We start from the raw sequence: 20058 nt of genomic DNA, 5'->3' as shown, positions 1-20058 counted from the left end.
CAGAGACAGGCTTGCCTGTTTCACCAGCTCCTGGAGGTACTGAATCATTAGGTCCTGGGCAATGAAGTCGGAAACCTGCAGAAGGTACGTGGCGCTCATCCCCATACTCTGGGCGTTAGTCAGATACTTCAGCACCGGTACAGAGGTGGTGTTCACAAAGCCTTTTTCCTGGTCGGTCAGCGCAATATCGTCGACCAGCTTGCTCTGCATTGAGAGCATCAGGTTTTTAACCAGCGTGACCAGAGCGTTGGACTCAGAAATCGTCAGATTGGTGACAACAGGACCCAGGCAGAGATCGGATTCGTCACATCCGTAGACCTTCGCCGTTCCTCCGCGCATCAGGACTTTAATCAGGTCGCGGTTATCAACCAGTGGCGTCAGAATTGTCACATCGCCATTCTTGTTGAAAATGATGGAGCCGACGGTACTCATGACCAGCTCCTTCAGCGCGCGGTCATTGCCGAGAAGGCCATTCTTACTGAGGGTGTCCCAGATAAGGTTTTTGTTCTTCAGCACCTGATCCTTCTCAGCATCACCGGCTTTAGCCGTGACTTTGTCGCCCTGTCCTCCGACGGTACAGCCCTGACGGGAAGCCGCCCAGTCGGAGAACATGTTGGTTTCGCCGGCAATGTCCTGGCAGATTTTCTGCTGGGAGACCTGCGTCACTGGCCACAACCCGCCGATGATGCCCTGCGCAGCCTGGCATGAACTCATGTTCATGGAGTTAACATCACTGGCCAGTTTCTGCAGGAAGTCTTTAGCCTGCTTCAGCTCCGGTACCATCGTCTGCAGGGCCAGGTCGAAAGCATAGCCGGCGGCGTTGCTCATGATTTGCTTCACGAATCGCTGGATTTCCTCGCCGCTGATCATACTGAACGACCCGAGATAGGCATCGATACCGCCGCAGCCGGCGTTAAGGGAAGGCAGCTGCATCGAGATCAGCTGGACGTTTTTTACGGGGTTCCGGAGGTATACCGAGCCACCGGAGAAGTACCCTGCCGCCTGCCCCTGCCATGCCTGCGCCTGAGTCACGTTGCCGCTGTAGCCCAGATTATTGAAGAAACCGTTCAGATCGCCGTTGACGTCCGCCTGAGCAGGCAGAGCTGCCAGGCCTGAGAAGAACACGACCCCTGCCGTAATAAGCGCCTTAATCATTTGGCACCTCCACAGCTTGCGTATTCTTGCCTGCCGGGCTGTCAGCACGGTTAATTTTGCGGCAAAGATATCTGGCCAGACAGAACCAGCTGCAGACGAGTAAATTCACCGCTATGAGCACGCAAATCGCGCCGATAACGCTCCAGAGCAGGTACTGCGGATAGTGGATGAGAAGCGAGAGCGTAAACTGTTCGGCGCGGTCAACGGACATCGCACTGAGCGTTGTGATGGCGCACTTCACGTATACCCTTTCGACTACGACGGTATAAATTAAGGCATAAAACAGTTTCAGAGTTAACAAATCCGTCCATTTTCGGGCTTCCGTATCCGCACTACAGTCTTTCACTATCGCGAAAGCCTGGTTTCGGATAAGCGTCTTCAGTCTGGTAAGCCTCATGCAATCTCCTCCCGGGGTTTCCTGGCCAGGGTCTGCCGGCAGACGTAAAGCCCGGTGACGGTGAAAAAGAATCCGATGCTCAGCGAGATTAGCAGGAGAACCGGAAAGTCCTGCAGACAGGTTGTCAGTTCAGGGCGGTCCATAACGCTGACCACCCGGTGGGCGAGCACCCCGTAGAATGCTGCGGACACAAGCAGCGTCACGCTGAATAACAGCCACACGCGCTCGGTACGCGATAACGCATACGTGTTTGTCGTCATTTTGTAGTCCGTTTGTATTACTGAGGGGTGACCTGCGCGCTTGCCGGCATTGGCGGCAGCATCTTCGGATCGACGTTATCCATGTCTGCCTGAATCAGGCTGGCCATCCGACTTTCAAGTGCGGGGATGTCCATCACGCCCTGGGTGAGTGGATAGGCTTTCAGGGTGTTGACGTTGACCATAAAGGCCGTCGGTGTCGCAATCGGCAAACCGTTTCCGAAGAAGGTGACAATCTCATCTGCGATGGGAGAGTTAGGGTCCGTCTTACGCGGGATCATCGGGGTCGGGTAAGATACGTCCCCGCCGCCGTCAAGGGCGTACGGGTACACCCTGATGGCATGCTCATCAGCCCAGCCCTTCAGCAGCGGGTCAAACTTAGCGCTGTACTGGCAGTGCGCCTGCATAAAGAGCACCACGGCATAATCTTTCATGTTAGCCCGACGTCCGTCCGGCAGCGCCATCAGGCTGGCTGGCGTGGGTACCGGAATGGTGGAGGCGGTGATGGCTGGAGCATCAGCGGAAGAAGCTGTTTTTGTCGCTTCAAGCGCCATTAACTCCTCACGCGCACCGGCGTTTGCCAGCAGGGGCAGGGATAACAGGAGCGCAGTGAATACGGATTTAACGTTCATGATCGGCTTCCTTATGCGCCTGCCCTCTTTCGTAACGGAACCAGCGATACACGGCATACACCACCATGCCAGCCGCCCCGGCCCACATACCATTACACAGCCACAAGAGCCCTTGCTGCGTATGTTCCACGGACCAGGTCATCAGCTCGCTCAGTACGCGCGCCATCGTGCCCCAGAAAATCAGTCCTGCGAGAATAGCGGGGTTCATTCGTGTGTCTCCTTGTTCTGCCGTGCCAGAACCGAATGCAAGTCTGGTGACATTTTCTTTCGGGCGGCCAGGTTCAGGCCTCGGAATACAAACCACACTCCAAAGCCAAACATCACCGAGATAATCCAGGTGTTGAGCAACGTTGCATCTGTCGCACGCGCCCACGAATCGCTGTCCACAGGGCCACGCTGACACAACACTTCAGGCGGTGCTTTCGCTAAGGCAGGAGGCACAGGCTTTAATGACTCTCCGGGTTCAGGTGGCGAGAAGCTTCCTGCCACATTTTCATTAACACAGCCCATCACCTTGCCGGCAGGCGCCCCCTCAGTCAGGTGATGAAAGGTCGTCAGGAATTGCCGGGAAAGTGAGCCGTCTGACGCCGCCAGCATTACAAACACATACAGCATCAGTGCCGGGCCGAGGACAAAGGAATACAGGGCCGCCCGCCCTGCATCGCGGATGAGGGTAAACAGTGTTTTTGTCATAAAAGGCTCTCAGGAATTGGGTTTAAAGCCGGTGGCCACGTTCAGGAATCGCTTCGACAGGTCATCCTGCGTCATGAAGCCGTAAGACAGCGCGCGGTAATTCTTGCTTCGTGGGTCAACAAGGTAGAGCGCCGGGAAATGCGTAATATTCATTGACCGGGACTGCCCCGTATCCGGACGGCTCTGCGGCAGGGAGGCTGCCACCTGGCCATCAACCGATACCGGTATAAGCGAAATCCCGTTGGTTTTCGCAAAGTCCGCCACCACACCCGCCATCTGCACATCAATCGGGTCACTGCCCCGGTAGAAGTAGAACAGACCGTACTGCTGCGCCAGCTGCTCCACGGCGCTCTGCCGCGTCTGCTGGTCGCGGGTCTGCATAAACGGCGCCATGCTGTTGTAGTGCGGATACTCCAGGTTGTAGTCGAGGTCCGGGTGGCTCAGCTGCGCCGCCGCAAAGGACTGGCTGAACATCGATGCCCGATCGGTCCAGAATTTCTGCCAGCGCAGGAACGTCGCCGTGTTTTCCCGGGAGGGAAACAGGATGGCGCGGTTAAGCGCCTCCTGTGTGTATCCTTTCAGCACCCGGGCCTGTTCCATAGGGGACATTTTGCTGAGATCCGGAATGGCCTGCGGTGCAGGCTGTTGTGGCTTTCTGGGCTGCTCCGGCGGCTTTTTCGGCTCGTTGTACCAGGACCAGCCGGTGAACGGCTCTGCCGGCGTCACAATCTCCTCGGCCATCACCGTATGGCTCGTCAGCGCCATAAGCAGGCCACAGAGGACACGCTTCATTTACCACCTCCCTGCTGATTCACCTGCGCGGCAATGCGCTCCTTAATCTGCTGGACCTGCGTGCTGGTATCGGGGATTTTCTGGTTCTTCATCAAATCCTCGTAGAAGTCAGAGAAGTTGATTTTGTCGAAGTCGATACTCTGCAGCTCCGGGACGGTGATTCCCCGACAGTTCGGACTGTCGCCGCTGCCGAACTTAACGCCCAGCTGGTCGCGACGCCCCTGCTCCTGAATGATGCGGGCAAGCTTGCCGTCAAAGACGCAGTAGACCTGACTTTTCTGGATGCAGGCACCCAGCACCTTGCGATCGCACCGCTCGCCGACGCTGACGGTAATTTTCTTCGCCTTCGCCTTCCCTATAGCCTTTTCTTCATCATCACATGCGGCCAGTCCGGCACTTTGCCCCCAGCCAGAGTCTTTGCAGCAGTTAGAGAAACCGGCAAAGGCCTTACGGCAGCGCATGGCTTTCCCCGTGAAGGCTTTAACTTCAATGGTACTGCTGGCGTCTTTTGCATCTTCAGCTGCCGAGGCAAGACCTGCCAGTTTGGCCACAGCCGTATCAAAACCGCTGCTTCCGGCACCATTGGTGTCGTCACACTCGCCTGACTTACAGATGTAGTCGCCGCCGCAAACCAGGCCGCCAGACTGATGAGTGGTCTGACACTGGTAGGTGTAGCTCATATGGGTACACTGCCCGTCGGTCGACTCGGTGCAGGTTGTTCCTGCCGCCGTACAGGACGGATTCGTCATCAGCGTTCCGCAGGTTCCCGTGGAGTCTGACGGTACGACATAGTTATCGGTGTACTCCCAGCAGTCGCTATAAACGTCATAGCTCTGGCCATTGTTAACAATGGTTTTATTTCCCCCCGGAGAGGTGCATGTTGACGTGGTTTTTTGCGCCTTCGACATATCCAGGCCACAGGAAGAGGACCAGTTAACTTCCGGAACCCACTTCTCTGTTGTCGCGATCATGGTCAATGTTACGGTCATGGTGGCCTCACCACTGTTCAGCCAGTCATAGGTTTTTCTTGCGTATTCTCTGCATCGCCCCTGGTTTCCATTAAGACAGTTTTTATTGAGTATCACACCTTGCGGTGAAGGCTGTCCCTCTGCCAGCACTGCACCTGCAGCACCAGGAAGAACCCACGAGTTGTCTCTTTTGGCAACTGACTCTTGATCAACACCCCACCAGGTTAACTGGTAATACATATTCTTATCGTTGAAATGTATGGCCAGCGAAGCACTGATAACCGGTCCTGAATAAGGGGAGGTAAACGTGAAATAGACGCGTTTGTCATTGTCATAGGTCCAGTTCCACATCGGTTTATCAATTGTGATGGTCTTCTGTTCAGTTGTTTTTTCTACATGCCCGCCCGCCACTGCTGTGCGGGTACAGGCCTCAACTGAGGCCACATCTTTATCGCAGGTGTAATTTTCAAAGGTTGTTTTCGATACCGTGACCTCCTTACACTGGTTCGCGGTCCCGTTTAGCACACCGTCAGCGCCAGCTTCCGCATTTTTACCGATAGTGATGAAAGGTGCGTTCGGGTCAATGGCGGGCGTCGGGTTCGTTTTTCCGGAGTTGATAACCGACTGCGCTGCGTCATTGCCCTGCAGCGCGGCCTGCCCTTTGTTGGCGAGCCCACCGTCGCCGCCATCCACGCCACCGTAATACCCTTTCTCCGGTGGGTTAGCGGTATAGCCTGGTATTGCGCCTGTGACGGTCCCTGGATTTTTCAGGGCTCCCGTCCCGGCGGAAGCATTGCCTTTGCCAAAGCTCGCTCCCGCCTCAAAGGCAGGATCAGCTGCGCCAGCCAGAAGCGGGAAAAGCATCAGCACCGTTGAAAGCAGTTTTTTCATTTGTCGGCCTCCAGAAGATGGCGTGCCGTTGCCGCACAATCACCACTTTCTGCCACTTTTTCGAGAGCCTGCTGCAGGGGCAGGCTTCCCCTGATTACGTCATAGTGGCCAGGGCAGGTCACCACCAGGGCGGGTACCGTGGTGATGTTGTACTGAGTGAACAACGTTGGATCGATTTGCACGCCAGCGTCCTTGTCCTCCTTACTCAGCTCAAACATTGCCGCCGCGGTCTGTCGCATGTCGTTATTAACCAGGCCGCGCAGCGTTGGCGGAATGTTGTAACGGCGGGCATCCTTCAGCATGGGCAGCAGACCTTCACGTGGAATACCGAGGCTCACAAAGTAAATAGCCGGGAACGTATCTTTTTCGCCCATCTTGTTGGTCTGGGCTGCGATATCGCCCTGCAGGCGGTTAATCAGGTCCAGTTGCTGCTGCGGTAAGACGGGTGCGGCCGCCGGATGCCCCTGCAGGTCTTCCTTCATCGCTGTCAGCGCATCCTGCTGACCTTTGATCCAGCTATGGTCGGAGACGGAGATATCGGTCTGGGCGCTCGCCAGGGCCAGCGGCGCGAAAGCAATCATGACGCTGATCGTCAGCGCCCGGAGATAAGCGTTTTTCATTGTCATGTCCTTAAAGGAATACGCAGTTACGTTTGCGCCAGAAGAGGTAGCCGAAGTTCTTTTTGGAGGATGGAGAGTTATGCGTTGTGCCCCAGAGCTGCGTGCTGGCCCCGAAGGGATGGCAGTTGCCCGGTTCGGGGTACATGTTTACCATCTGGTATCGCCATCGCTCTTTCGGGATGATCGGGGATGGATACTGGTTACATACGGCGACGTCCGCGCCCACGGAGTTCCATACCAGTCCCTCACGATGCATCTTGAAGGCCATTCGCTCTCCGACCAGCAGAGAGGCCTCGAGCGGAGAAAACTCACCGCTGGTAAAGCCTGTTAGCGGGTAGATAGAACCCTGACTACCTGCGCACCAGAACAGCGGCGACAGAGGGAGGCCAGCTGATGATGCAGCTGCGTCAGCAGCACAGGCCCCCTGAGCGATCAGGTTGCCGAACAGCGCTGCCTCGGGGTTAATCAGCATCGAGAGGGTGCTGTCATTCCAGAGAGGATCAACTTCGGAGAGATAGGCAATATCCATGTCGCCGGTCTGCAGACACCCCAGGCTGGTGATGATGTTCAGCCAGAAAATCAGCGGGTATTTGTACCAGTGAACATGGTAGAACGTGCCGGCAGCGGGCCGGTCACTCTGCCCTGCGGTTCCCGTTCCCGTTCGTCCGAGATCGATTTTAAAGCCGCCCATGTTGACCATGACGCCAGGCTCACGGGTTACGTCCACCATCGCCATTGGCTCCCAGAACCCGATGGCCAGACCGATACGATAAAACACACCATATGGACAAATCTGGATCGGCGAAGCCGGGTTGTTGGTATCCTTTTGTGGACCGGCGGCCAGCTGAATATTACCGAGCGTCATCGGAAACAGACACTTCCAGCAGACATCGCTTATCGGGTTAACCCAGCGGCCATCACCCGCGTTGCTGGCTGCGGCCGTTGCCTGAGCTGGCATCCAGGACAGCAGGATCAGCATCACACCGGCAAGCCATGAGAAACGCTTCATTTCACCTCCCGCAGCCACACACAGACCGGGCCGTCCTCAGTGTCATGAATGGAGCCGATGAACCAGCCTTCGCCCTGAGGCGCGGAAGGGAGCCAGTCACTGATGTTTTGTTTCCCCTTTTCCCAGTCGGCAATCACCTGGGGAGGCGCGTCGTTTTCCATCCAGCGGGTGGCGCAGGTCAGATTGTGCCGGCGCATCCAGTCGCCAAATTCAGTCTGCGTGGCCTCATCACTGGCGGGTGCAAAATAATGAGGGTGCGTCCAGAAGCCATTGCGGTCACGGGTAACCGTCACCGGCCTGACAGATTCAGGGTGAGTCATGGGGTATCTCCGGGAGTGCCGCAGCCACCGGACGGCGGGAGGGCTTAAAACAGGATTAATAGTTTTTGGTTTTGTCGGCCGCTTTCATGATGAATGCCAGCCGCTGGTCTTTGGACATATCCTCAAGAGCCAGCAAGCCAGCTCTTAACACTATTGAGGGATAATAAAGGGGATTTTCTGCAAGAATGGCCTTAAGCCGTAAAGCCGATTTTTCATCATGACGAACGGCTGTAACATTCTGGCCCTTTTCAGTATCAGGGTCTTTTTTCATGGCGTTACCTGGTCGGGGTTAATCGGAAACCGGGATGACATTCAGGCTGAGGCGGAGCGCAACGCAGTGAGCACCGAACATCCTGAAGGGCAGCGCGGTTAATCACTGGCTGTTTTCCGGTCTGGTGATGTACCAGCCAATGCGCTCACTGCCACGTATGAGTAATCTGAGCCACGAGCCGGCGTAACCATCGTTCATTGCTGCATCTTCGCTGTCCTGCATCGCCTCCTCAGTGACTCTCGGTGCCGTATAACACAGGCGTGCCCGAATAATCCGGCGGCTAATTTGTAGCCAGTCGGCCTCTGGGATCGTCACGCGCAGTGATTCATCGCGAGTGAGTGCATAGCCCGCCTCAGTCAGGCCTTTTTCCAGCTCTGCGAGCAATACCTGATAGTATTCCCGGTTAGCAAAGGCGTGAACCGCATCGGCATGTCGGGCACCGCCAAATAGTACGAGAGGGACGGGGATTCCCGATCTGCTCTCCCACGCCCGGCGTTCACGTCGGGCACATGCCACGTACTGAACAACAATCCAGCCAGCGAGTAGTGCAACGACGACCAGAATACTGGTCATGCCCTCGGTATCGCGCAAACAGGTGAGCACTCCCTGCAACCCCTGAGTGGCGGTGAAGCAGCTGATTAACGCCATGCGTTCATCTCCTCCATTCTGTTGCGGATAAGCCTGACGAGGTACATGGGAAACGCCTCATCACGTTCGTCTGGCGCTATCGGCTGACGCTGGTTCTCCGCGCACCACTGATGCCAGGCACCGGCGATCAACGCCGGTTGCCATGATGCGATTTCAGGGTACAGCTGACTGATTTGTTTCACGGTTTCGTCGCAGCCCCTGGTATCAGCATTGTGGCCTGTCATGAGCTGAGACGCAGGTGGCACAGCGGTATTGTGTATCAGTGACATTCGGCGTTCTCCTGCCCTTCGCCTGCAAACAACCTGTCGAGACGCTCGGAAAGTGACAGCGTCGGGCCCTTTTTACGTTTCGCGCTGTCCTCGGCCCGCATGTTCTCCAGTAAGAGGTGAATGATGTAGTCCGGGAAACGTTCATCACGCCTAGACGGCTCCCGACTGTCCTGCTGGTTCTGCTCACACCAGTGGAGCCAGGCTTTGGTCACCAGTACCGGATGCCAGGAGTCAATTTCGGGGTAAAGCGTCTTCAGTCGTTCTGCTGTTCCCATGCGCGGCGTTATCTCAGCGGGTTTGCGTGGTTTTCTGCCGTAACGTCGATGGGATGTGACCGCCTGACGCATTTCGGGAAACAGGTCACCTAACGTTGTTGCACTCATTTTTTCGCTCCTGATACCGGAATCTCTTCCACTTTCATCACGCGGCCGTCGCGCGATATCCGCGCGGGGATGTGTTCAAAACCGAATTTACGGGTCAGTACGCCAGACTGGTCGAAGTAGATACGTTCATTCAGCGCATCACTGGTTTCTTTGATGTTGCCGTTCACCAGGATGACCTTCACGCTGGTCTGGCCGGCGAGCTGCTGTCGGGTCCAGTTCACCTGCTCCTTGTCATCGCCGTCGATAAAAAAGAGCACCTGGCTGAAGGGCACCTTATCCAGAGGATTGACCGTGTCGCCCTTGCGGGCGATCACGTTGCCCTGCATGTCTGTGATCGTTTCCTTCACGGTAAATGTCGGGTCCCAGGCAAAGCTGCGGTATTCCTTCGCTTTCGTGAGCCCTTCCACCGGTGTCGGACGCACCGCATGCTCCTTCACTCTTTCCGTTGCCTCTTTGCGAAGGCGGTCCAGCTCGCCCGTCTGCTCCATTCCCTTCAGGCGATTCTGGATAAACGCCAGCATGTCCTGCTCTGCAGGCTCGAAGACGTTGCCCCAGGTACCGAGATCTTTCGCCCCGCTGCCGGCGGAAAGCATCAGCAGCATCATGGCCGTCAGCTGCAGTCGTTTTTTCACTGGCCCCCCTGGATGCGTCGGGCAATATCAGCACGAATTTCATTCGTGATATCGCGCTGCGGGCTCATCACCGCCGGCTTCACCAGAACGATGGCGTTGTGTGAGGACTGCCATGCATCCAGGCTGCCGGTCAGTGCCGCGTTGAACTGCTGGGTCATCGATTTAGCCCTGTTTTCATCGAGCTGTAACTGAGCGGACTGCTGCATGAAGAGGTCCACAGTCCCCTTCATGTCGAAGACCACCACCTCCGGGGTGACGGCTTTCGCCGTCACATATGCCACGCCTGTCATAACCAGAAGTCCCGCCAGCCCCATCATGCTGGCTTTAACCCAGCGGGATGTCTTGCTGGCTATCGTTACACCGTCGCGGACGGTGTCGCCGTTATACGGCTTGTCCTGTTGTTCACTCATGCTGCTTTCACCCACTCTTCAAGTTCGCGAAGTTCACTACCGTATTTTTTCTCCGCCAGCAGATACGCCGCCTCTTCCGCTGTCGCCCCCGCTTCTTTCTGCGCTTTCTGCATGAAAGCAAAGTCCTCGCCGCGCGAGCTGAACATGGCACGCGTCACGGGGTCGACGAACAGGCGATGGAAGGAGCTGTATTCACCGGCGTTTATCAGCAGGGAGCTGTAGCCGGTCTGCAGGGCTGGCTGGAAGCCACGGATAACTTCTTTTTCCATGTCCGAGAACTGATCCGGGTTATCGGCAAGGTACTGTTTAAACGCCTTCGCATCCTGCAAGAGGGTGATTTTGGTGGAGCTGTTGTTCCAGGCGGCTTCTGCTTCCTTACTGGCGCTGAAGTCCTTGATGCCCTGGGTGATGGTGATAAACGCCCCACGGTGACGACGCACGGTGCGGTAGCCGGTTTCGATAAACCTTGCCGCGTGTGGGTTGGAGCCACCCAGCAAACGCCAGGCCTCGTCGATGATGCAGACTTTTTTGAGGTCGCGCGGGCTGTGGTACATCTTTTCCTGTATCGCCAGAATGAGCGAGAACAGGATGGACGAGAGCAGCTTCGGCTTGTCTTCCAGGCTCAGCAGCTCCAGCACCGCGAAGCGGGTGGTTTCACCATCGAGCGTCGGTGCGTCGGCGTTGAAGTATTCTCCGTCAGGCCCCCAGGTGCAGTAGGTATCGAGCAACATGGCCAGCTCAGCAAGGCGCGCGATGATGGTCGGCTTGTCTGCGAACGCCTGGTTCACATCCTCATTGGTCAGGTAATTATGAACGTCGTCGATACGGGCTTTGTTTGCCTTCTTCTCCCACGCATCCATTACCGCTTTTTGCAGGATCGCTTCACAGACGCCATCCAGCGGCTGCGTCGGACTGGCGAGTACCGTCAGCAGGCGCACAATCCCTTCCGCAGAATGATTAATGTCCTTAACGTTGGCGAACGGGTTAAAGCGCAGTTTAGAGCCATCGAGATAAACCCCGCCGGCCTGGTGACAGTAGTTCTTGTAGCTGTCCCCCATGTCGATAACCCAGGCGTATCCCCCGGCATTCAGTACGTCACGAAGAATGCCCTGCGTCAGGAATGATTTACCGGCCCCGGACGTGCCAGTGACGGCGATGTTAAAGTTGGTACTGCCGTTCTCTTCACCAAACATGTCGTAGAATGCAACCTGGTTCCGGTAGGTCGGCAATGGCATACCCACGTTGGACAGCTGGCGTTCGGCGACGACCGGCATCAGGCTCACTGCGTTCCATGACTTGGAGCGTAGCGTTGCCCCCGTCATCTTCAGGTCTTCCCACATCCCTTCCTGCATGACGAACGGGAAACTGGCCAGCCAGTTGCGCATCTGCTGGTACTGTATCGTCACCATTTCCAGCTCGTTCTTACGGAACACGTTGACGGCGGCCAGTTCACACTTCTGTGCCTCGGTATTGTTATCCGGGGCGAACAGGGTCAGGTTGAAGTAGGTATTGCAGAGCGCGATTTCATTACTGTGAAGCTGCTCTCGGGTACGCCGCCATTCCTCTGCAGCCTTTTTGGTGTTGGGGAACAGTGCAGCGTAGGCTGAGTTGGCCTTTTTAGACAGGTCCTGGTCTTTACGGAAAGCCTCGCTCTGACTTTTGGTCTGTTCTTCCAGCGCCGTCGTCCAGGTCAGCATAAAGGGACAGGGTATCCCGAGGTCGGGAAAACGCAGGTTCTGCAGATTGTCAGCCCCCTGCCAGAGCGCGAATCGACGCGGATTTTTAGCAAGCTGCATGTTGATGATGCGACATGCCGATGCCGGCAGGCGTGTCCCGCGCGCGTCAATGGTTTCAGGCAGCTCCATCCGGATATGCGATGGATGCACCTTCAGGTCAATCCCGGGATCAACCACCTGGCGGTTGAGCTTCTCATCCTCGTTGTAGTCCCCGGAGGACGTCAGCACCTGTTCCTGACGGTAGTTCATCTGCTCGCGTACCGCAGACAGGAATGCGTGCACATCGGTGTTCATGCTGTCGATGCGCGCGGCTCCCAGTGAGACGCGGATGGTGTTACGTATCTGAATCAGGTCATCCATCACCCGCTGCACCTGGGAAGCGCGCTTAATGGGCTGACCGTAGACAATAAAGATACGGTAGTTACGCAGGTAGAGCGGGTATTCCCGTTCGTTGGCCAGGCCGTGCAGCGCGGAACGCTGCCAGAACGCGCGGGTGATTTTATTGAGATGATCGGCCATCCCCCCTTTCCACATGTCGTTACTCACGCCGCGATCGATGCGTTCCCCGACACACTTGCTGGCAAGCATAATGACGGTCACAGGGGTCTGGCGGGGAAGCTTCTTACGTAGCATGTCATCGAGCGCGGCCATCACCTGCTCGTTCGCGCCAGGAAGCGGGGCGGCCTCCATAATGAAGCCCGCAGAGCCGGCATTGACGAAAATTTCATTCTTGTCGTCGTAATACCGGTACGGCAGCGCAGCGACCAGAGACGGATAGTCCCAGGTCTGGGAAAGGTTGTTGCGGGCCGTTGCTGCACCGTCTTCCTCTTTCCCGTTTTTCAGCATATCCATCAGGCTGTCGACAAAACTCATTTTCGGCCCTCCGCAGCGGCCCGGATCAACTCCAGGCGCCGCAGCTTCTCTTCGTTCATCTGGCCGGTGTACGGTGCATCACCGGCAGTTTTAATCTGCCAGTCACGGCTCACGCTCAAAACGGCCAGCGTTTCATCGTCGGTATCGACTGACTGTGTGGCGGTGATTTGCGTCGTTCCTTTCCGTGAATGGACTAACGATTTCGCCAGATATTCGACGCCGTTCCTGCCGGAAATGTAGTGGCTGCTCATTCCCCTCCCTCCCCGATGACGCGGTAGCTTTCATCCCAGTGGGATTTGTTTTTCACGAACTCGACCACAGCCGGCTGATGAAAGTTGTCGTCCGTGTCCACCCAAGGTGCAATCCACAGGCGCTGCGTGGCGTCTGGAATACGCTGAACCGGAACGCGGCCCGCCGTGTTAACCGGCACAGGGGCTGCATGACTGGACGTGTCCAGCGGCGTGACCAGCGAACCTGACGATTTCGCCGGCGCAGTGGTCAGGGGGCGCGGTGCGACAGGCTTAGCGGCGGTGGTTCCGGTTGCTGCGGCGGAAACAGGACGGAAGGGATTCACGACCGGTGCTGAATTGCGCAGTGCCGGCAGGGTTTCACCCGCAGGCTTTTTTGCGGTTTTCTCTGCCGTCAGGTCATCCAGACTTTTACCCTGAGCGGCCAGCTTGTTGGCCTCACCGGTAGTCAGGCACTGGTCGGTTGCGGTCTTGTTGCAGTCGAAATCAGAATTGAGACCGGCGCAGCCGGTCAGTGCGCTGCACAGCAGTGCAGCACCCAGTAGTTTTTTCATGGGGTAACTCCGGTTTTAATTTAAGGGGTATTCAGGGAGGGGTAATACTCAGTTTCGATTATTTGCAGTTGCTCTGAATCACAGTGAAAATTTTCTGGCAGTCGCTGTCATTTCATATCTCCTGCGCTAAAGATACGTAAGTCACTCAACCCGCCGGCCTCACAGCGCATCACGGCTGTCATGGCCTTATCGGGCGTCCATTCCATCCGGGTGATTTCACCGTCCTTAACGCCGTAAGAGCCGTTCATTACGCAGGTCACGGGGACTGATTTACCGGCGATGCCCTGTGTTGCACTAACGGCGATCAGCGCTTTTTCCCCAGGTGTAAACGCAGATGGATAGCTCCAGTTGAATGCCACATCTGACAGTTCTGGAGGCGGTGGCGGAATCTGCTGGTTTTCTTTTTTCGCCTGCGCAATTTGTTGATTTAGCCACTCCTTATCAGAGGAGGAAAGGTCGTGCTGACTCAATAACCAGACCAGCAGCGCGGTTCCCATCCAGCCCGGTCCGCTTCGTTCTTTCTCCCGAATAACTGTCTGCAGCTTTTCTGAAGGAAGGGTTTGCGATTGAGACAAAACAGAACGGTAGCTGCCGGTTTTTTCAGGTGTCCGTGAGTTGAAACGGTTGACCGGCGTCACGGGTACAGCGCTTTTATACGTGACCGGTCCTGACGTCGACGGTCGCGGGGAACTTCGTACAGCAGAGCCTTTGGTTGAGGACGAGCTGAAAGACCTTGAGCCAGAACCAGGGCTTTTACCAGCATGCGCAGTTAAGGTGCTGAGCAGTAGCCCTGCGGTCAGGCCTGCTGCCATAAGGCGTCTGGACATTATGTTCATTGCAGCTCCTTAAGGGCTGCCAGCCCGTTAACTGTTATGACGGTCTTATCCCGTGCCTGTTTCTGAATCCACTGAATCTGGCGGGGGTTCAGGAGTTGGGTCACCGGAGAGTGGCTTTCATCCTGCCAGATACGGCAGTTACCGATGCAGCGAAGCTGCCAGAGATAAGCGCTGCCAGGGTCCTGCAGCTCCTGGTAGATGGAGTAAATCTTTGCAGGTGCGCTGTTCTCTCCCGCCAGCCAGGCCCGTGAGTAGTAACCCGCCGCGCGCTGGCTGTCTTTGATTGTCCACTGTCCTTTTTGCAGTATGTCCCCGGCTGCCATTAACAGCTCTTTGTCCTTCCGGTTTCCTGCTGCTTTTTCTGCGAGCATCAGGAGTGGCTCATAGAGCTCGGGTCGGCTGCCAACAAACCCCGGTGCGTCATCCCGGCTGAACACCAGGACCAGTGCATCCGGATTATTTTTCCGGGCTGCACTCAGAACCAGTGAGGCTGCCAGTTCGCTGTATTGTTCACGAATATCGCTGGAGATATCGCCTGGGTCACTGGCAGACAATTCCAGCCAGGCATGCCAGGGGTCTTTATCAGCGAGGGCCTTTTTCTTTGCCACCTGGAAGCTTTCTTCACCGCGTCCGGTCGCAGGCCCAAATAAAGAGTCCAGCGCGCTGACCATCCCGGCGGCAGCAAGATGAGGTGTACTGAACAACAGGGCCAGAGAGAGTGTGATTGCTGTTTTATGCTTCATTCACTTCGTCCTTTTTGCTATCGGCGCAGTTTTTCTTCCTGAGGAACTTCAGGCCTGGTTTCTTTTCTGGCCAGACGCTCATCACTTCCAGCTGATACCAGTTTCTGACGTTGCTTACCGTGAGGCCTTCCGTTTCGGTCTGACGCTTCAGGTGCTCCCAGGCAGAAAGGTTCAGGGGTTCATAAGCAGAAAGCTTCCTGTCGAATACCTCCGCCCAGCTTTCGTTGTAGCGAGGGACAATTCGCCTGCATATCCACTGACTCGAAAAGAACCAGATAACCAGGAAACCCAGCGCCCATAGTAGTTGGCAGTACGCGAGAACCGGCCACGCGGTCCCAAGGTACATGACAAGCCAGATAAACATGAACCGGCTTCCTTCCGGAGTGGCGCGTCCTGCCTCCCATTCAGCAATGTGTATCCGCATGCTCCTGAGCAGGCTGTTATTACGCTCGTCGTCACGCATTTCGGCTTCCTTAGCTATCTGGCCAGATTGGGGGGCGTATACGAGTCAGGACGATGGCCATGAAGATTGCACCAAAGATGCGAAATGCGTATTCCTCCCGTACTCCTTTGATAATGATTGCAATCACCGCCACCCAACAGAGGACCCAACAAATCGAATAGAGCCAGTTAACTGTTATCCTTATACGACGGTTCCCATCCTTTGCTTTGCAGTCTGGCCCGCCCCCCTGCGCTTTTGTTTTCATTTGCCCTCTCCATTACAGTCGGCCTTCTGGCCAGACTCCCGTTTATCCAGCCATTCAGTGAAGCTGTAGCGTTGCTGCTCATCTCGTTGACGCTCGAAAAGCGCACGCGCTTCTTTTTCGTCTTTGAGCCATGCAGCAATGTCATCAGGCTCTATTGCCCTCTTCTCTTTCACTGTGCGGCACAGTTTTTCGAACGCGTCTTTATCTCTCGGGCTAACCGACTGTAATGCCTGATTGATTCGGCCTTCCCAGCTATCGGGAGCGTCCATTTTGCCTGACGCTGCCACGAACAAGAGGAAACCGAGGACCATGCCCATAAAGATAAATCCAGGCTGTTGATAAAAAACACCGTAGAGAAACATGCTGCCCGGGATGGCTGCTGCGCACCAAAATATCCGGTACTTATGTAGCCTTTTACCGGCACGCCATTTCTTCAGGTCTTCTTCGATAGCATCCAGCTCAGTTTTAAACGACATATGCAGCTCCCTTAGTTGATGGTGTCACCGAGGCGCAGCTGACTGGCCTGACGGAGAACGTCATCCGGGTTGATATTGCCGACTGAGGTGGTACTGGATGCGGTGGTTTGGCTCGCCGGTTGCGGAGTTACGGCATTCTGCGCGGCGTTGCCGGCTTTCTGCAGTTCCTCTTTCGCTTTCGCGTCCTCGGCGTCCTCGATGGTTTCAAGGCGGAAACCCTTCTGGAATACAACGGTCACCTGATTGCCGGCGCCGATATCAATTACCGGGTGGTACTGCTCAGCGCGTTTAATCCAGTACTGGCTCAGCGTGTCGGCCGCCTTGCTGGCCCCGCCGCCTATGCCCTGCTTAAACACGTCACCGGCTCCGACATCCGCTGTGGCACCGAGGCCGACGGATGGTGTAGCGGCAGATTTGATACCTTCGCCAAAGCCTGACAGGAGGCCTGCTGCACCGGCGTAGCCGACAATCATGCCGTTTCGCATAACGGGCTTGCCGCGAATGCCGCCTTTACCCTGGAAGCTGACATGTCCCTGAAACTCCATGTCAACGTGCTTGCCGTTTTTCAGGATGCAGCTGATGGACTGGGTGCGGACGTTTCCGCGCTCGCTGGAGATATCGCCCCACATCTCACCCACAATAAAGCAGCCGTCAGCGTTGAACTCCTTGTTGTTGGGCATCTGAATGTTGCCCTGCAGGCGAATGGTAACAGGGCTGGTATTCTGCTGGCCGGTGACGCTGGCGTTCGCGTCGGCACCTTCAATCAGAACAGCATCAGAGAATGAGCCGGATGGAATCCAGGGGAGTTTGGTTGGCCTTTTCTTCAGGCTGTCGTAGCTGAACTTTGTTGTCGAGAGACCGCCTGTCATGCGCTGGCCAGAGCCGCCCGGATAGAACGCTGCGCCCTGCCCCATATTCACACCAGTGGCGGCCGGTGCACCTGCGGGGGTCACATTGTATTCGGGTGGTCGGGCCTGACCGGCAGCAACGGGACCGGGGAGTGGTGTTCCGTTCTGGCCAGCAGGTGGTGTCTGCTGGCCAGTGGTCTGGTTGCTGCCGGGGGCTTTCGTAAGCTGGTCATTCAGGCGCTGAATTTCAGCATCCTTTTCAGCCAGCTTTTGCTCGGTGGTGAGCTTGTTCTGCGCGAACTGCTGAGCAAGCGTGGCAAGGTTTTGCTCAAGAGCGGAGGTCTTTGCCTGCTGCTGTGTCAGCGCGGCATCGTTGACCTGTTCGTTAAACGTCGCGGTCACAACGCCGGTCAGGTTTGGTGTTGCAACCGGCGCGGGTTGCTTTTGTTTTTGCTGGTATTGCCCGTACCACATTACGCCGCCTGCTGCAGCTGCGCCGCCAATGATGACGGCGGCCAGGATGGCCAGCTGCTTGCGGCGGGTTTTCAGGTTTTCATTCAGGCTTATGGTCATGAGCGGGTGTCTCCATCATCTGAGAACACAATCCAGGCATACCCTTCTCCGCCAGCGTATATCTGGTTCTGCGACAGCATTACGGCCCGGACGCCCTTGCGCCAGAAATCGCGCTCGCGGAGGCTGCGGGTGATGCTGCTCGGGTTGCTCATCCGGAAGCGCACCACGCGAAGGTGGTTGCCCACAAACTGGCGTTCAGGTGTCAGGCGTACATCACTGGCGGGTGAGTAAGCCGGCATCCGGCTGACCGGGTATTCCTGGTAATCGTCCGGCACCTGACCATTGACTACAGCGCGGGATAGCGCAACCAGCGTTTTTTCATAGGTCTGCCCTTCTTCCCATGCCTTCGCATCGTCGTTCTTGCGAAGTGGTGGTGACATCGGGGTGAAGCGCAGTGTTTTGCCGTTACCCGGCTGCGGCCTGACGTTCAGGCTCAGCGATGAACCGTGGTCAGTCTGGATAAACAGGGTGAAGTTCTGGCCGACAAGCGGAGACAGGATAAGCGCTCCGTCCTCGGTCTGGCTCTGGTCATACGCACCGGTTGGTCCGCTGATGCTGGTAATGAGTTCTCCGTCTACAACAACCTTGCTCGGGTTGGTGTTGCTGAGGGTGACGTTAAAGGCGGCGTCGTTCTCAAACGGAATGGCTGCGGGTGCGGAGGCGGCCCGGAGGCCGCTGGTAAATAATCCCGCTGCCAGAAACACAGCAGCAGCTGCCGGTGAAATGCGAAATTTCATGGGCAGTCCTGTCAGTTAGTGGAAGATACCGGCTTGAGTTCTTCAAAGCTGTGGAGGTTAATCACACCGTTGTCATAACTCAGTTTCAGTCGGTAGGTTTTTTCCTGGTCTTTCAGTGGCGTGATGATTGCGCCGTTTGTGGTGGAGGATTTCAGTACCCCGCTGTACTGCACGGAGCCATCATCCATGACGCGAATTTCTTTCGTGTCGAACTGGGTGGTGATGCCTGCTTTCTGGATGCGCTCAGTTTCTATGTCCAGGGCTTTCTTGAGTACGTCCCGTTCGGCGGATGGGACAAATCCAAGAATCATTTTCTGGTTATGTTCGATGTTTTCCGGGGTAACGTTGAGTCGCCAGTAAATAAAGGAAGCGGCGAACTGTGTCAGACCGGTCGCATCGACACTTTTAGAATCTGATGCAAATGGGCGGTTAAACGTTAATGGCGTGGTGATGGTTTTCTGGGTTGTGGCGAAATACCATGCCAATGACCCTGTCAGTACATTCCCTGCGCCCATGAGTAAAGTTAAAGCTGAAAGACCAATAAACGCATAGCGGAGTTGTTTATCGCGCTCTCCTTTAATATTCAGTTTCATGAAAAACTATGCCCTCCAGTGCCGGAAACTTGAATCAGGTATCTGTCGAAAGGTTACTTTGAATAAAAGTGATGGCAGGTGCCAGTAACAGAAATTAAGCAACCAGTATGACCCCTGTCCTTTTTTCAGATATCTGACGATAAACCAGAGGATTCCCGCGATTACACCAAGTTCAAGTGACAAGTTGTTAAGCACCCCCAAAATCAATAGGGGTGCGGTAACAATTAACTCGTCAATCGGTAAGCCTAAATAACGGTCCTGCTGGTTCATTGTTTCCGGGAAGTTATATTTATCTCCTTCCCCATTCATCATTTAGCTCGCGATGCCGAAGGCGACACGGGTAAAGATGATTGCCATAACGATACCGACGAACACCAGTGGTGAGCGGGCCTTAATGTAAATAAACAGGCCCATGATGATTTCGGCGATGTAGAACCATTTAACCAGTGAAGAACCAGAACCGAAGGTTGAATTAACCGTGGTGTTTTGTGAGGAAAGGAGGTCAGTACCAGATGCGAATGCCGGGTGAGTGACCATAAGTGCAATTAAAAAAAGCGCCTGCTGACTTTAAGTAAAATTTAGCTTTGCGATTTTCGCGTGCTTTGCGGAATAAAGACGCTACCGCCCATCCCTTACCGACGTTAAGGGCACTGCCTTTGGTTAACATGTTTGTTTTCTCCGAAGTAAACAAAAGTGAATCGCGTAAGTGCTTGTTTACGCGGGCGCAATTGTCCCATGACCCTAAAAAAAAAAAACTGTGACGCATGTCACACTTTTTTGGAATCAT

28 protein-coding genes and 1 pseudogene are annotated in these 20058 nt (G+C 55.6%); all 29 read right to left on the bottom strand.

Annotated elements, in window-relative coordinates; translation table 11 throughout:
• On the bottom strand, positions 1–1155 hold a 1155-nt coding region (gene traH, locus N037_RS12520), incomplete at its 3' end, for a conjugal transfer pilus assembly protein TraH (RefSeq protein WP_032641308.1).
• Entirely contained in the window at positions 1148–1552 is a 405-nt protein-coding gene (locus tag N037_RS12515) for a hypothetical protein (protein ID WP_032641306.1), read from the bottom strand. The genes N037_RS12515 and traH, both read right to left, overlap by 8 nt.
• Positions 1549–1812, bottom strand: a complete 264-nt coding sequence (locus N037_RS12510) for a hypothetical protein (RefSeq protein ID WP_032641305.1) — start codon at positions 1810–1812, stop codon at positions 1549–1551. Before N037_RS12510 ends, N037_RS12515 begins: the two co-directional genes overlap by 4 nt.
• Positions 1813–1829: 17 nt before the next feature.
• The gene (gene trbB, locus N037_RS12505) at positions 1830–2441 is read right to left on the bottom strand and encodes an F-type conjugal transfer protein TrbB (protein ID WP_032641303.1); all 612 of its coding nucleotides are present in this window, start codon (positions 2439–2441) and stop codon (positions 1830–1832) included.
• A complete protein-coding gene (locus tag N037_RS12500) occupies positions 2431–2649 on the bottom strand; it encodes a hypothetical protein (protein ID WP_032641301.1) in 219 nt (72 codons plus the stop codon). The genes trbB and N037_RS12500 overlap by 11 nt, the downstream gene beginning before the upstream one ends.
• The gene (locus N037_RS12495) at positions 2646–3134 is read right to left on the bottom strand and encodes a hypothetical protein (protein WP_032641299.1); all 489 of its coding nucleotides are present in this window, start codon (positions 3132–3134) and stop codon (positions 2646–2648) included. Before N037_RS12495 ends, N037_RS12500 begins: the two co-directional genes overlap by 4 nt.
• 9 nt (positions 3135–3143) lie before the next feature.
• The gene (gene traF / locus N037_RS12490) at positions 3144–3926 is read right to left on the bottom strand and encodes a type-F conjugative transfer system pilin assembly protein TraF (RefSeq protein WP_032641297.1); all 783 of its coding nucleotides are present in this window, start codon (positions 3924–3926) and stop codon (positions 3144–3146) included.
• Positions 3923–5785: a type-F conjugative transfer system mating-pair stabilization protein TraN gene (gene traN / locus N037_RS12485; RefSeq protein WP_032641295.1), complete on the bottom strand. Its 1863-nt coding sequence runs from the start codon at positions 5783–5785 to the stop codon at positions 3923–3925. Before traN ends, traF begins: the two co-directional genes overlap by 4 nt.
• Positions 5782–6405, bottom strand: coding sequence for a type-F conjugative transfer system pilin assembly protein TrbC (trbC, locus tag N037_RS12480; RefSeq protein ID WP_032641294.1), 624 nt, complete (start codon positions 6403–6405; stop codon positions 5782–5784). The genes traN and trbC overlap by 4 nt, the downstream gene beginning before the upstream one ends.
• A 10-nt stretch (positions 6406–6415) precedes the next feature.
• Positions 6416–7414 carry a conjugal transfer pilus assembly protein TraU gene (gene traU / locus N037_RS12475; protein ID WP_032641291.1) on the bottom strand — a complete coding sequence of 333 codons (999 nt, stop codon included), beginning with the start codon at positions 7412–7414 and terminating at the stop codon, positions 6416–6418.
• The gene (locus N037_RS12470) at positions 7411–7734 is read right to left on the bottom strand and encodes a hypothetical protein (RefSeq protein ID WP_032641290.1); all 324 of its coding nucleotides are present in this window, start codon (positions 7732–7734) and stop codon (positions 7411–7413) included. Before N037_RS12470 ends, traU begins: the two co-directional genes overlap by 4 nt.
• Positions 7735–7789: 55 nt before the next feature.
• The gene (locus N037_RS12465; RefSeq protein WP_032641288.1) at positions 7790–8005 is read right to left on the bottom strand and encodes a hypothetical protein; all 216 of its coding nucleotides are present in this window, start codon (positions 8003–8005) and stop codon (positions 7790–7792) included.
• Positions 8006–8107: 102 nt separating this feature from the next.
• On the bottom strand, positions 8108–8653 hold the full coding sequence (locus N037_RS12460; protein ID WP_050511255.1) for a hypothetical protein: 546 nt from the start codon (positions 8651–8653) through the stop codon (positions 8108–8110).
• A complete protein-coding gene (locus N037_RS12455) occupies positions 8644–8922 on the bottom strand; it encodes a hypothetical protein (protein ID WP_032641286.1) in 279 nt (92 codons plus the stop codon). The genes N037_RS12460 and N037_RS12455 overlap by 10 nt, the downstream gene beginning before the upstream one ends.
• Positions 8913–9305 (bottom strand): hypothetical protein, encoded by a 393-nt coding sequence (locus N037_RS12450; protein ID WP_032638128.1) that lies wholly within the window; start codon positions 9303–9305, stop codon positions 8913–8915. Before N037_RS12450 ends, N037_RS12455 begins: the two co-directional genes overlap by 10 nt.
• Complete coding sequence (traW, locus tag N037_RS12445) at positions 9302–9937, bottom strand: type-F conjugative transfer system protein TraW (RefSeq protein WP_032641283.1); 636 nt, start codon at positions 9935–9937, stop codon at positions 9302–9304. Before traW ends, N037_RS12450 begins: the two co-directional genes overlap by 4 nt.
• On the bottom strand, positions 9934–10347 hold the full coding sequence (gene trbI, locus N037_RS12440; protein WP_032641281.1) for a type-F conjugative transfer system protein TrbI: 414 nt from the start codon (positions 10345–10347) through the stop codon (positions 9934–9936). Before trbI ends, traW begins: the two co-directional genes overlap by 4 nt.
• Positions 10344–12956, bottom strand: coding sequence for a type IV secretion system protein TraC (gene traC, locus N037_RS12435; protein WP_032641279.1), 2613 nt, complete (start codon positions 12954–12956; stop codon positions 10344–10346). Before traC ends, trbI begins: the two co-directional genes overlap by 4 nt.
• Entirely contained in the window at positions 12953–13207 is a 255-nt protein-coding gene (locus tag N037_RS12430; protein WP_032641277.1) for a hypothetical protein, read from the bottom strand. Before N037_RS12430 ends, traC begins: the two co-directional genes overlap by 4 nt.
• On the bottom strand, positions 13204–13758 hold the full coding sequence (gene traV / locus N037_RS12425; RefSeq protein ID WP_032641275.1) for a type IV conjugative transfer system lipoprotein TraV: 555 nt from the start codon (positions 13756–13758) through the stop codon (positions 13204–13206). Before traV ends, N037_RS12430 begins: the two co-directional genes overlap by 4 nt.
• Positions 13759–13865: 107 nt before the next feature.
• The gene (locus tag N037_RS12420; RefSeq protein WP_156369730.1) at positions 13866–14396 is read right to left on the bottom strand and encodes a hypothetical protein; all 531 of its coding nucleotides are present in this window, start codon (positions 14394–14396) and stop codon (positions 13866–13868) included.
• A 194-nt stretch (positions 14397–14590) separates the two neighbouring features.
• A complete protein-coding gene (locus N037_RS25080; RefSeq protein ID WP_055726128.1) occupies positions 14591–15337 on the bottom strand; it encodes a hypothetical protein in 747 nt (248 codons plus the stop codon).
• A complete protein-coding gene (locus N037_RS12410) occupies positions 15327–15800 on the bottom strand; it encodes a hypothetical protein (protein ID WP_032641273.1) in 474 nt (157 codons plus the stop codon). Before N037_RS12410 ends, N037_RS25080 begins: the two co-directional genes overlap by 11 nt.
• Positions 15801–16040: 240 nt before the next feature.
• On the bottom strand, positions 16041–16520 hold the full coding sequence (locus N037_RS12400) for a hypothetical protein (RefSeq protein ID WP_032641271.1): 480 nt from the start codon (positions 16518–16520) through the stop codon (positions 16041–16043).
• A gap of 11 nt (positions 16521–16531) precedes the next feature.
• Positions 16532–17935 (bottom strand): F-type conjugal transfer pilus assembly protein TraB, encoded by a 1404-nt coding sequence (gene traB, locus N037_RS12395; protein ID WP_032641337.1) that lies wholly within the window; start codon positions 17933–17935, stop codon positions 16532–16534.
• A 2-nt stretch (positions 17936–17937) separates the two neighbouring features.
• Complete coding sequence (gene traK / locus N037_RS12390) at positions 17938–18678, bottom strand: type-F conjugative transfer system secretin TraK (RefSeq protein WP_032641268.1); 741 nt, start codon at positions 18676–18678, stop codon at positions 17938–17940.
• An 11-nt stretch (positions 18679–18689) separates the two neighbouring features.
• Complete coding sequence (locus tag N037_RS12385; RefSeq protein ID WP_032641264.1) at positions 18690–19271, bottom strand: TraE/TraK family type IV conjugative transfer system protein; 582 nt, start codon at positions 19269–19271, stop codon at positions 18690–18692.
• A 6-nt stretch (positions 19272–19277) separates the two neighbouring features.
• Positions 19278–19580 carry a type IV conjugative transfer system protein TraL gene (gene traL / locus N037_RS12380; protein ID WP_032641335.1) on the bottom strand — a complete coding sequence of 101 codons (303 nt, stop codon included), beginning with the start codon at positions 19578–19580 and terminating at the stop codon, positions 19278–19280.
• A gap of 3 nt (positions 19581–19583) precedes the next feature.
• Positions 19584–19938: pseudogene (locus N037_RS24630) on the bottom strand (type IV conjugative transfer system pilin TraA).
• Positions 19939–20058 lie beyond the last annotated feature (120 nt).

The organism is Enterobacter sp. EGD-HP1 (genome assembly GCF_000733275.2).
In the GTDB taxonomy this organism is placed as follows: domain Bacteria; phylum Pseudomonadota; class Gammaproteobacteria; order Enterobacterales; family Enterobacteriaceae; genus Enterobacter.
Note: the sequence above shows the minus strand (reverse complement) of the source record. Positions and strands in the feature narration are given on the sequence as shown.

What these genes read in the sequence shown, in the direction of transcription:
- trbI (WP_032641281.1), bottom strand. Translation starts at nt 10,347, where the DNA reads ATGAGTGAACAACAGGACAAGCCGTATAACGGCGACACCGTCCGCGAC.
- N037_RS25080 (WP_055726128.1), bottom strand. Translation starts at nt 15,337, where the DNA reads ATGAAGCATAAAACAGCAATCACACTCTCTCTGGCCCTGTTGTTCAGT.
- N037_RS12460 (WP_050511255.1), bottom strand. Translation starts at nt 8,653, where the DNA reads ATGGCGTTAATCAGCTGCTTCACCGCCACTCAGGGGTTGCAGGGAGTG.
- N037_RS12385 (WP_032641264.1), bottom strand. Translation starts at nt 19,271, where the DNA reads ATGAAACTGAATATTAAAGGAGAGCGCGATAAACAACTCCGCTATGCG.
- traC (WP_032641279.1), bottom strand. Translation starts at nt 12,956, where the DNA reads ATGAGTTTTGTCGACAGCCTGATGGATATGCTGAAAAACGGGAAAGAG.
- N037_RS12470 (WP_032641290.1), bottom strand. Translation starts at nt 7,734, where the DNA reads ATGACTCACCCTGAATCTGTCAGGCCGGTGACGGTTACCCGTGACCGC.
- trbC (WP_032641294.1), bottom strand. Translation starts at nt 6,405, where the DNA reads ATGAAAAACGCTTATCTCCGGGCGCTGACGATCAGCGTCATGATTGCT.
- traU (WP_032641291.1), bottom strand. Translation starts at nt 7,414, where the DNA reads ATGAAGCGTTTCTCATGGCTTGCCGGTGTGATGCTGATCCTGCTGTCC.
- trbB (WP_032641303.1), bottom strand. Translation starts at nt 2,441, where the DNA reads ATGAACGTTAAATCCGTATTCACTGCGCTCCTGTTATCCCTGCCCCTG.
- N037_RS12410 (WP_032641273.1), bottom strand. Translation starts at nt 15,800, where the DNA reads ATGCGTGACGACGAGCGTAATAACAGCCTGCTCAGGAGCATGCGGATA.
- N037_RS12465 (WP_032641288.1), bottom strand. Translation starts at nt 8,005, where the DNA reads ATGAAAAAAGACCCTGATACTGAAAAGGGCCAGAATGTTACAGCCGTT.
- traV (WP_032641275.1), bottom strand. Translation starts at nt 13,758, where the DNA reads ATGAAAAAACTACTGGGTGCTGCACTGCTGTGCAGCGCACTGACCGGC.
- N037_RS12515 (WP_032641306.1), bottom strand. Translation starts at nt 1,552, where the DNA reads ATGAGGCTTACCAGACTGAAGACGCTTATCCGAAACCAGGCTTTCGCG.
- traK (WP_032641268.1), bottom strand. Translation starts at nt 18,678, where the DNA reads ATGAAATTTCGCATTTCACCGGCAGCTGCTGCTGTGTTTCTGGCAGCG.
- traF (WP_032641297.1), bottom strand. Translation starts at nt 3,926, where the DNA reads ATGAAGCGTGTCCTCTGTGGCCTGCTTATGGCGCTGACGAGCCATACG.
- N037_RS12450 (WP_032638128.1), bottom strand. Translation starts at nt 9,305, where the DNA reads ATGAGTGCAACAACGTTAGGTGACCTGTTTCCCGAAATGCGTCAGGCG.
- N037_RS12510 (WP_032641305.1), bottom strand. Translation starts at nt 1,812, where the DNA reads ATGACGACAAACACGTATGCGTTATCGCGTACCGAGCGCGTGTGGCTG.
- N037_RS12430 (WP_032641277.1), bottom strand. Translation starts at nt 13,207, where the DNA reads ATGAGCAGCCACTACATTTCCGGCAGGAACGGCGTCGAATATCTGGCG.
- N037_RS12400 (WP_032641271.1), bottom strand. Translation starts at nt 16,520, where the DNA reads ATGTCGTTTAAAACTGAGCTGGATGCTATCGAAGAAGACCTGAAGAAA.
- traN (WP_032641295.1), bottom strand. Translation starts at nt 5,785, where the DNA reads ATGAAAAAACTGCTTTCAACGGTGCTGATGCTTTTCCCGCTTCTGGCT.
- traL (WP_032641335.1), bottom strand. Translation starts at nt 19,580, where the DNA reads ATGAATGGGGAAGGAGATAAATATAACTTCCCGGAAACAATGAACCAG.
- N037_RS12455 (WP_032641286.1), bottom strand. Translation starts at nt 8,922, where the DNA reads ATGTCACTGATACACAATACCGCTGTGCCACCTGCGTCTCAGCTCATG.
- N037_RS12500 (WP_032641301.1), bottom strand. Translation starts at nt 2,649, where the DNA reads ATGAACCCCGCTATTCTCGCAGGACTGATTTTCTGGGGCACGATGGCG.
- N037_RS12495 (WP_032641299.1), bottom strand. Translation starts at nt 3,134, where the DNA reads ATGACAAAAACACTGTTTACCCTCATCCGCGATGCAGGGCGGGCGGCC.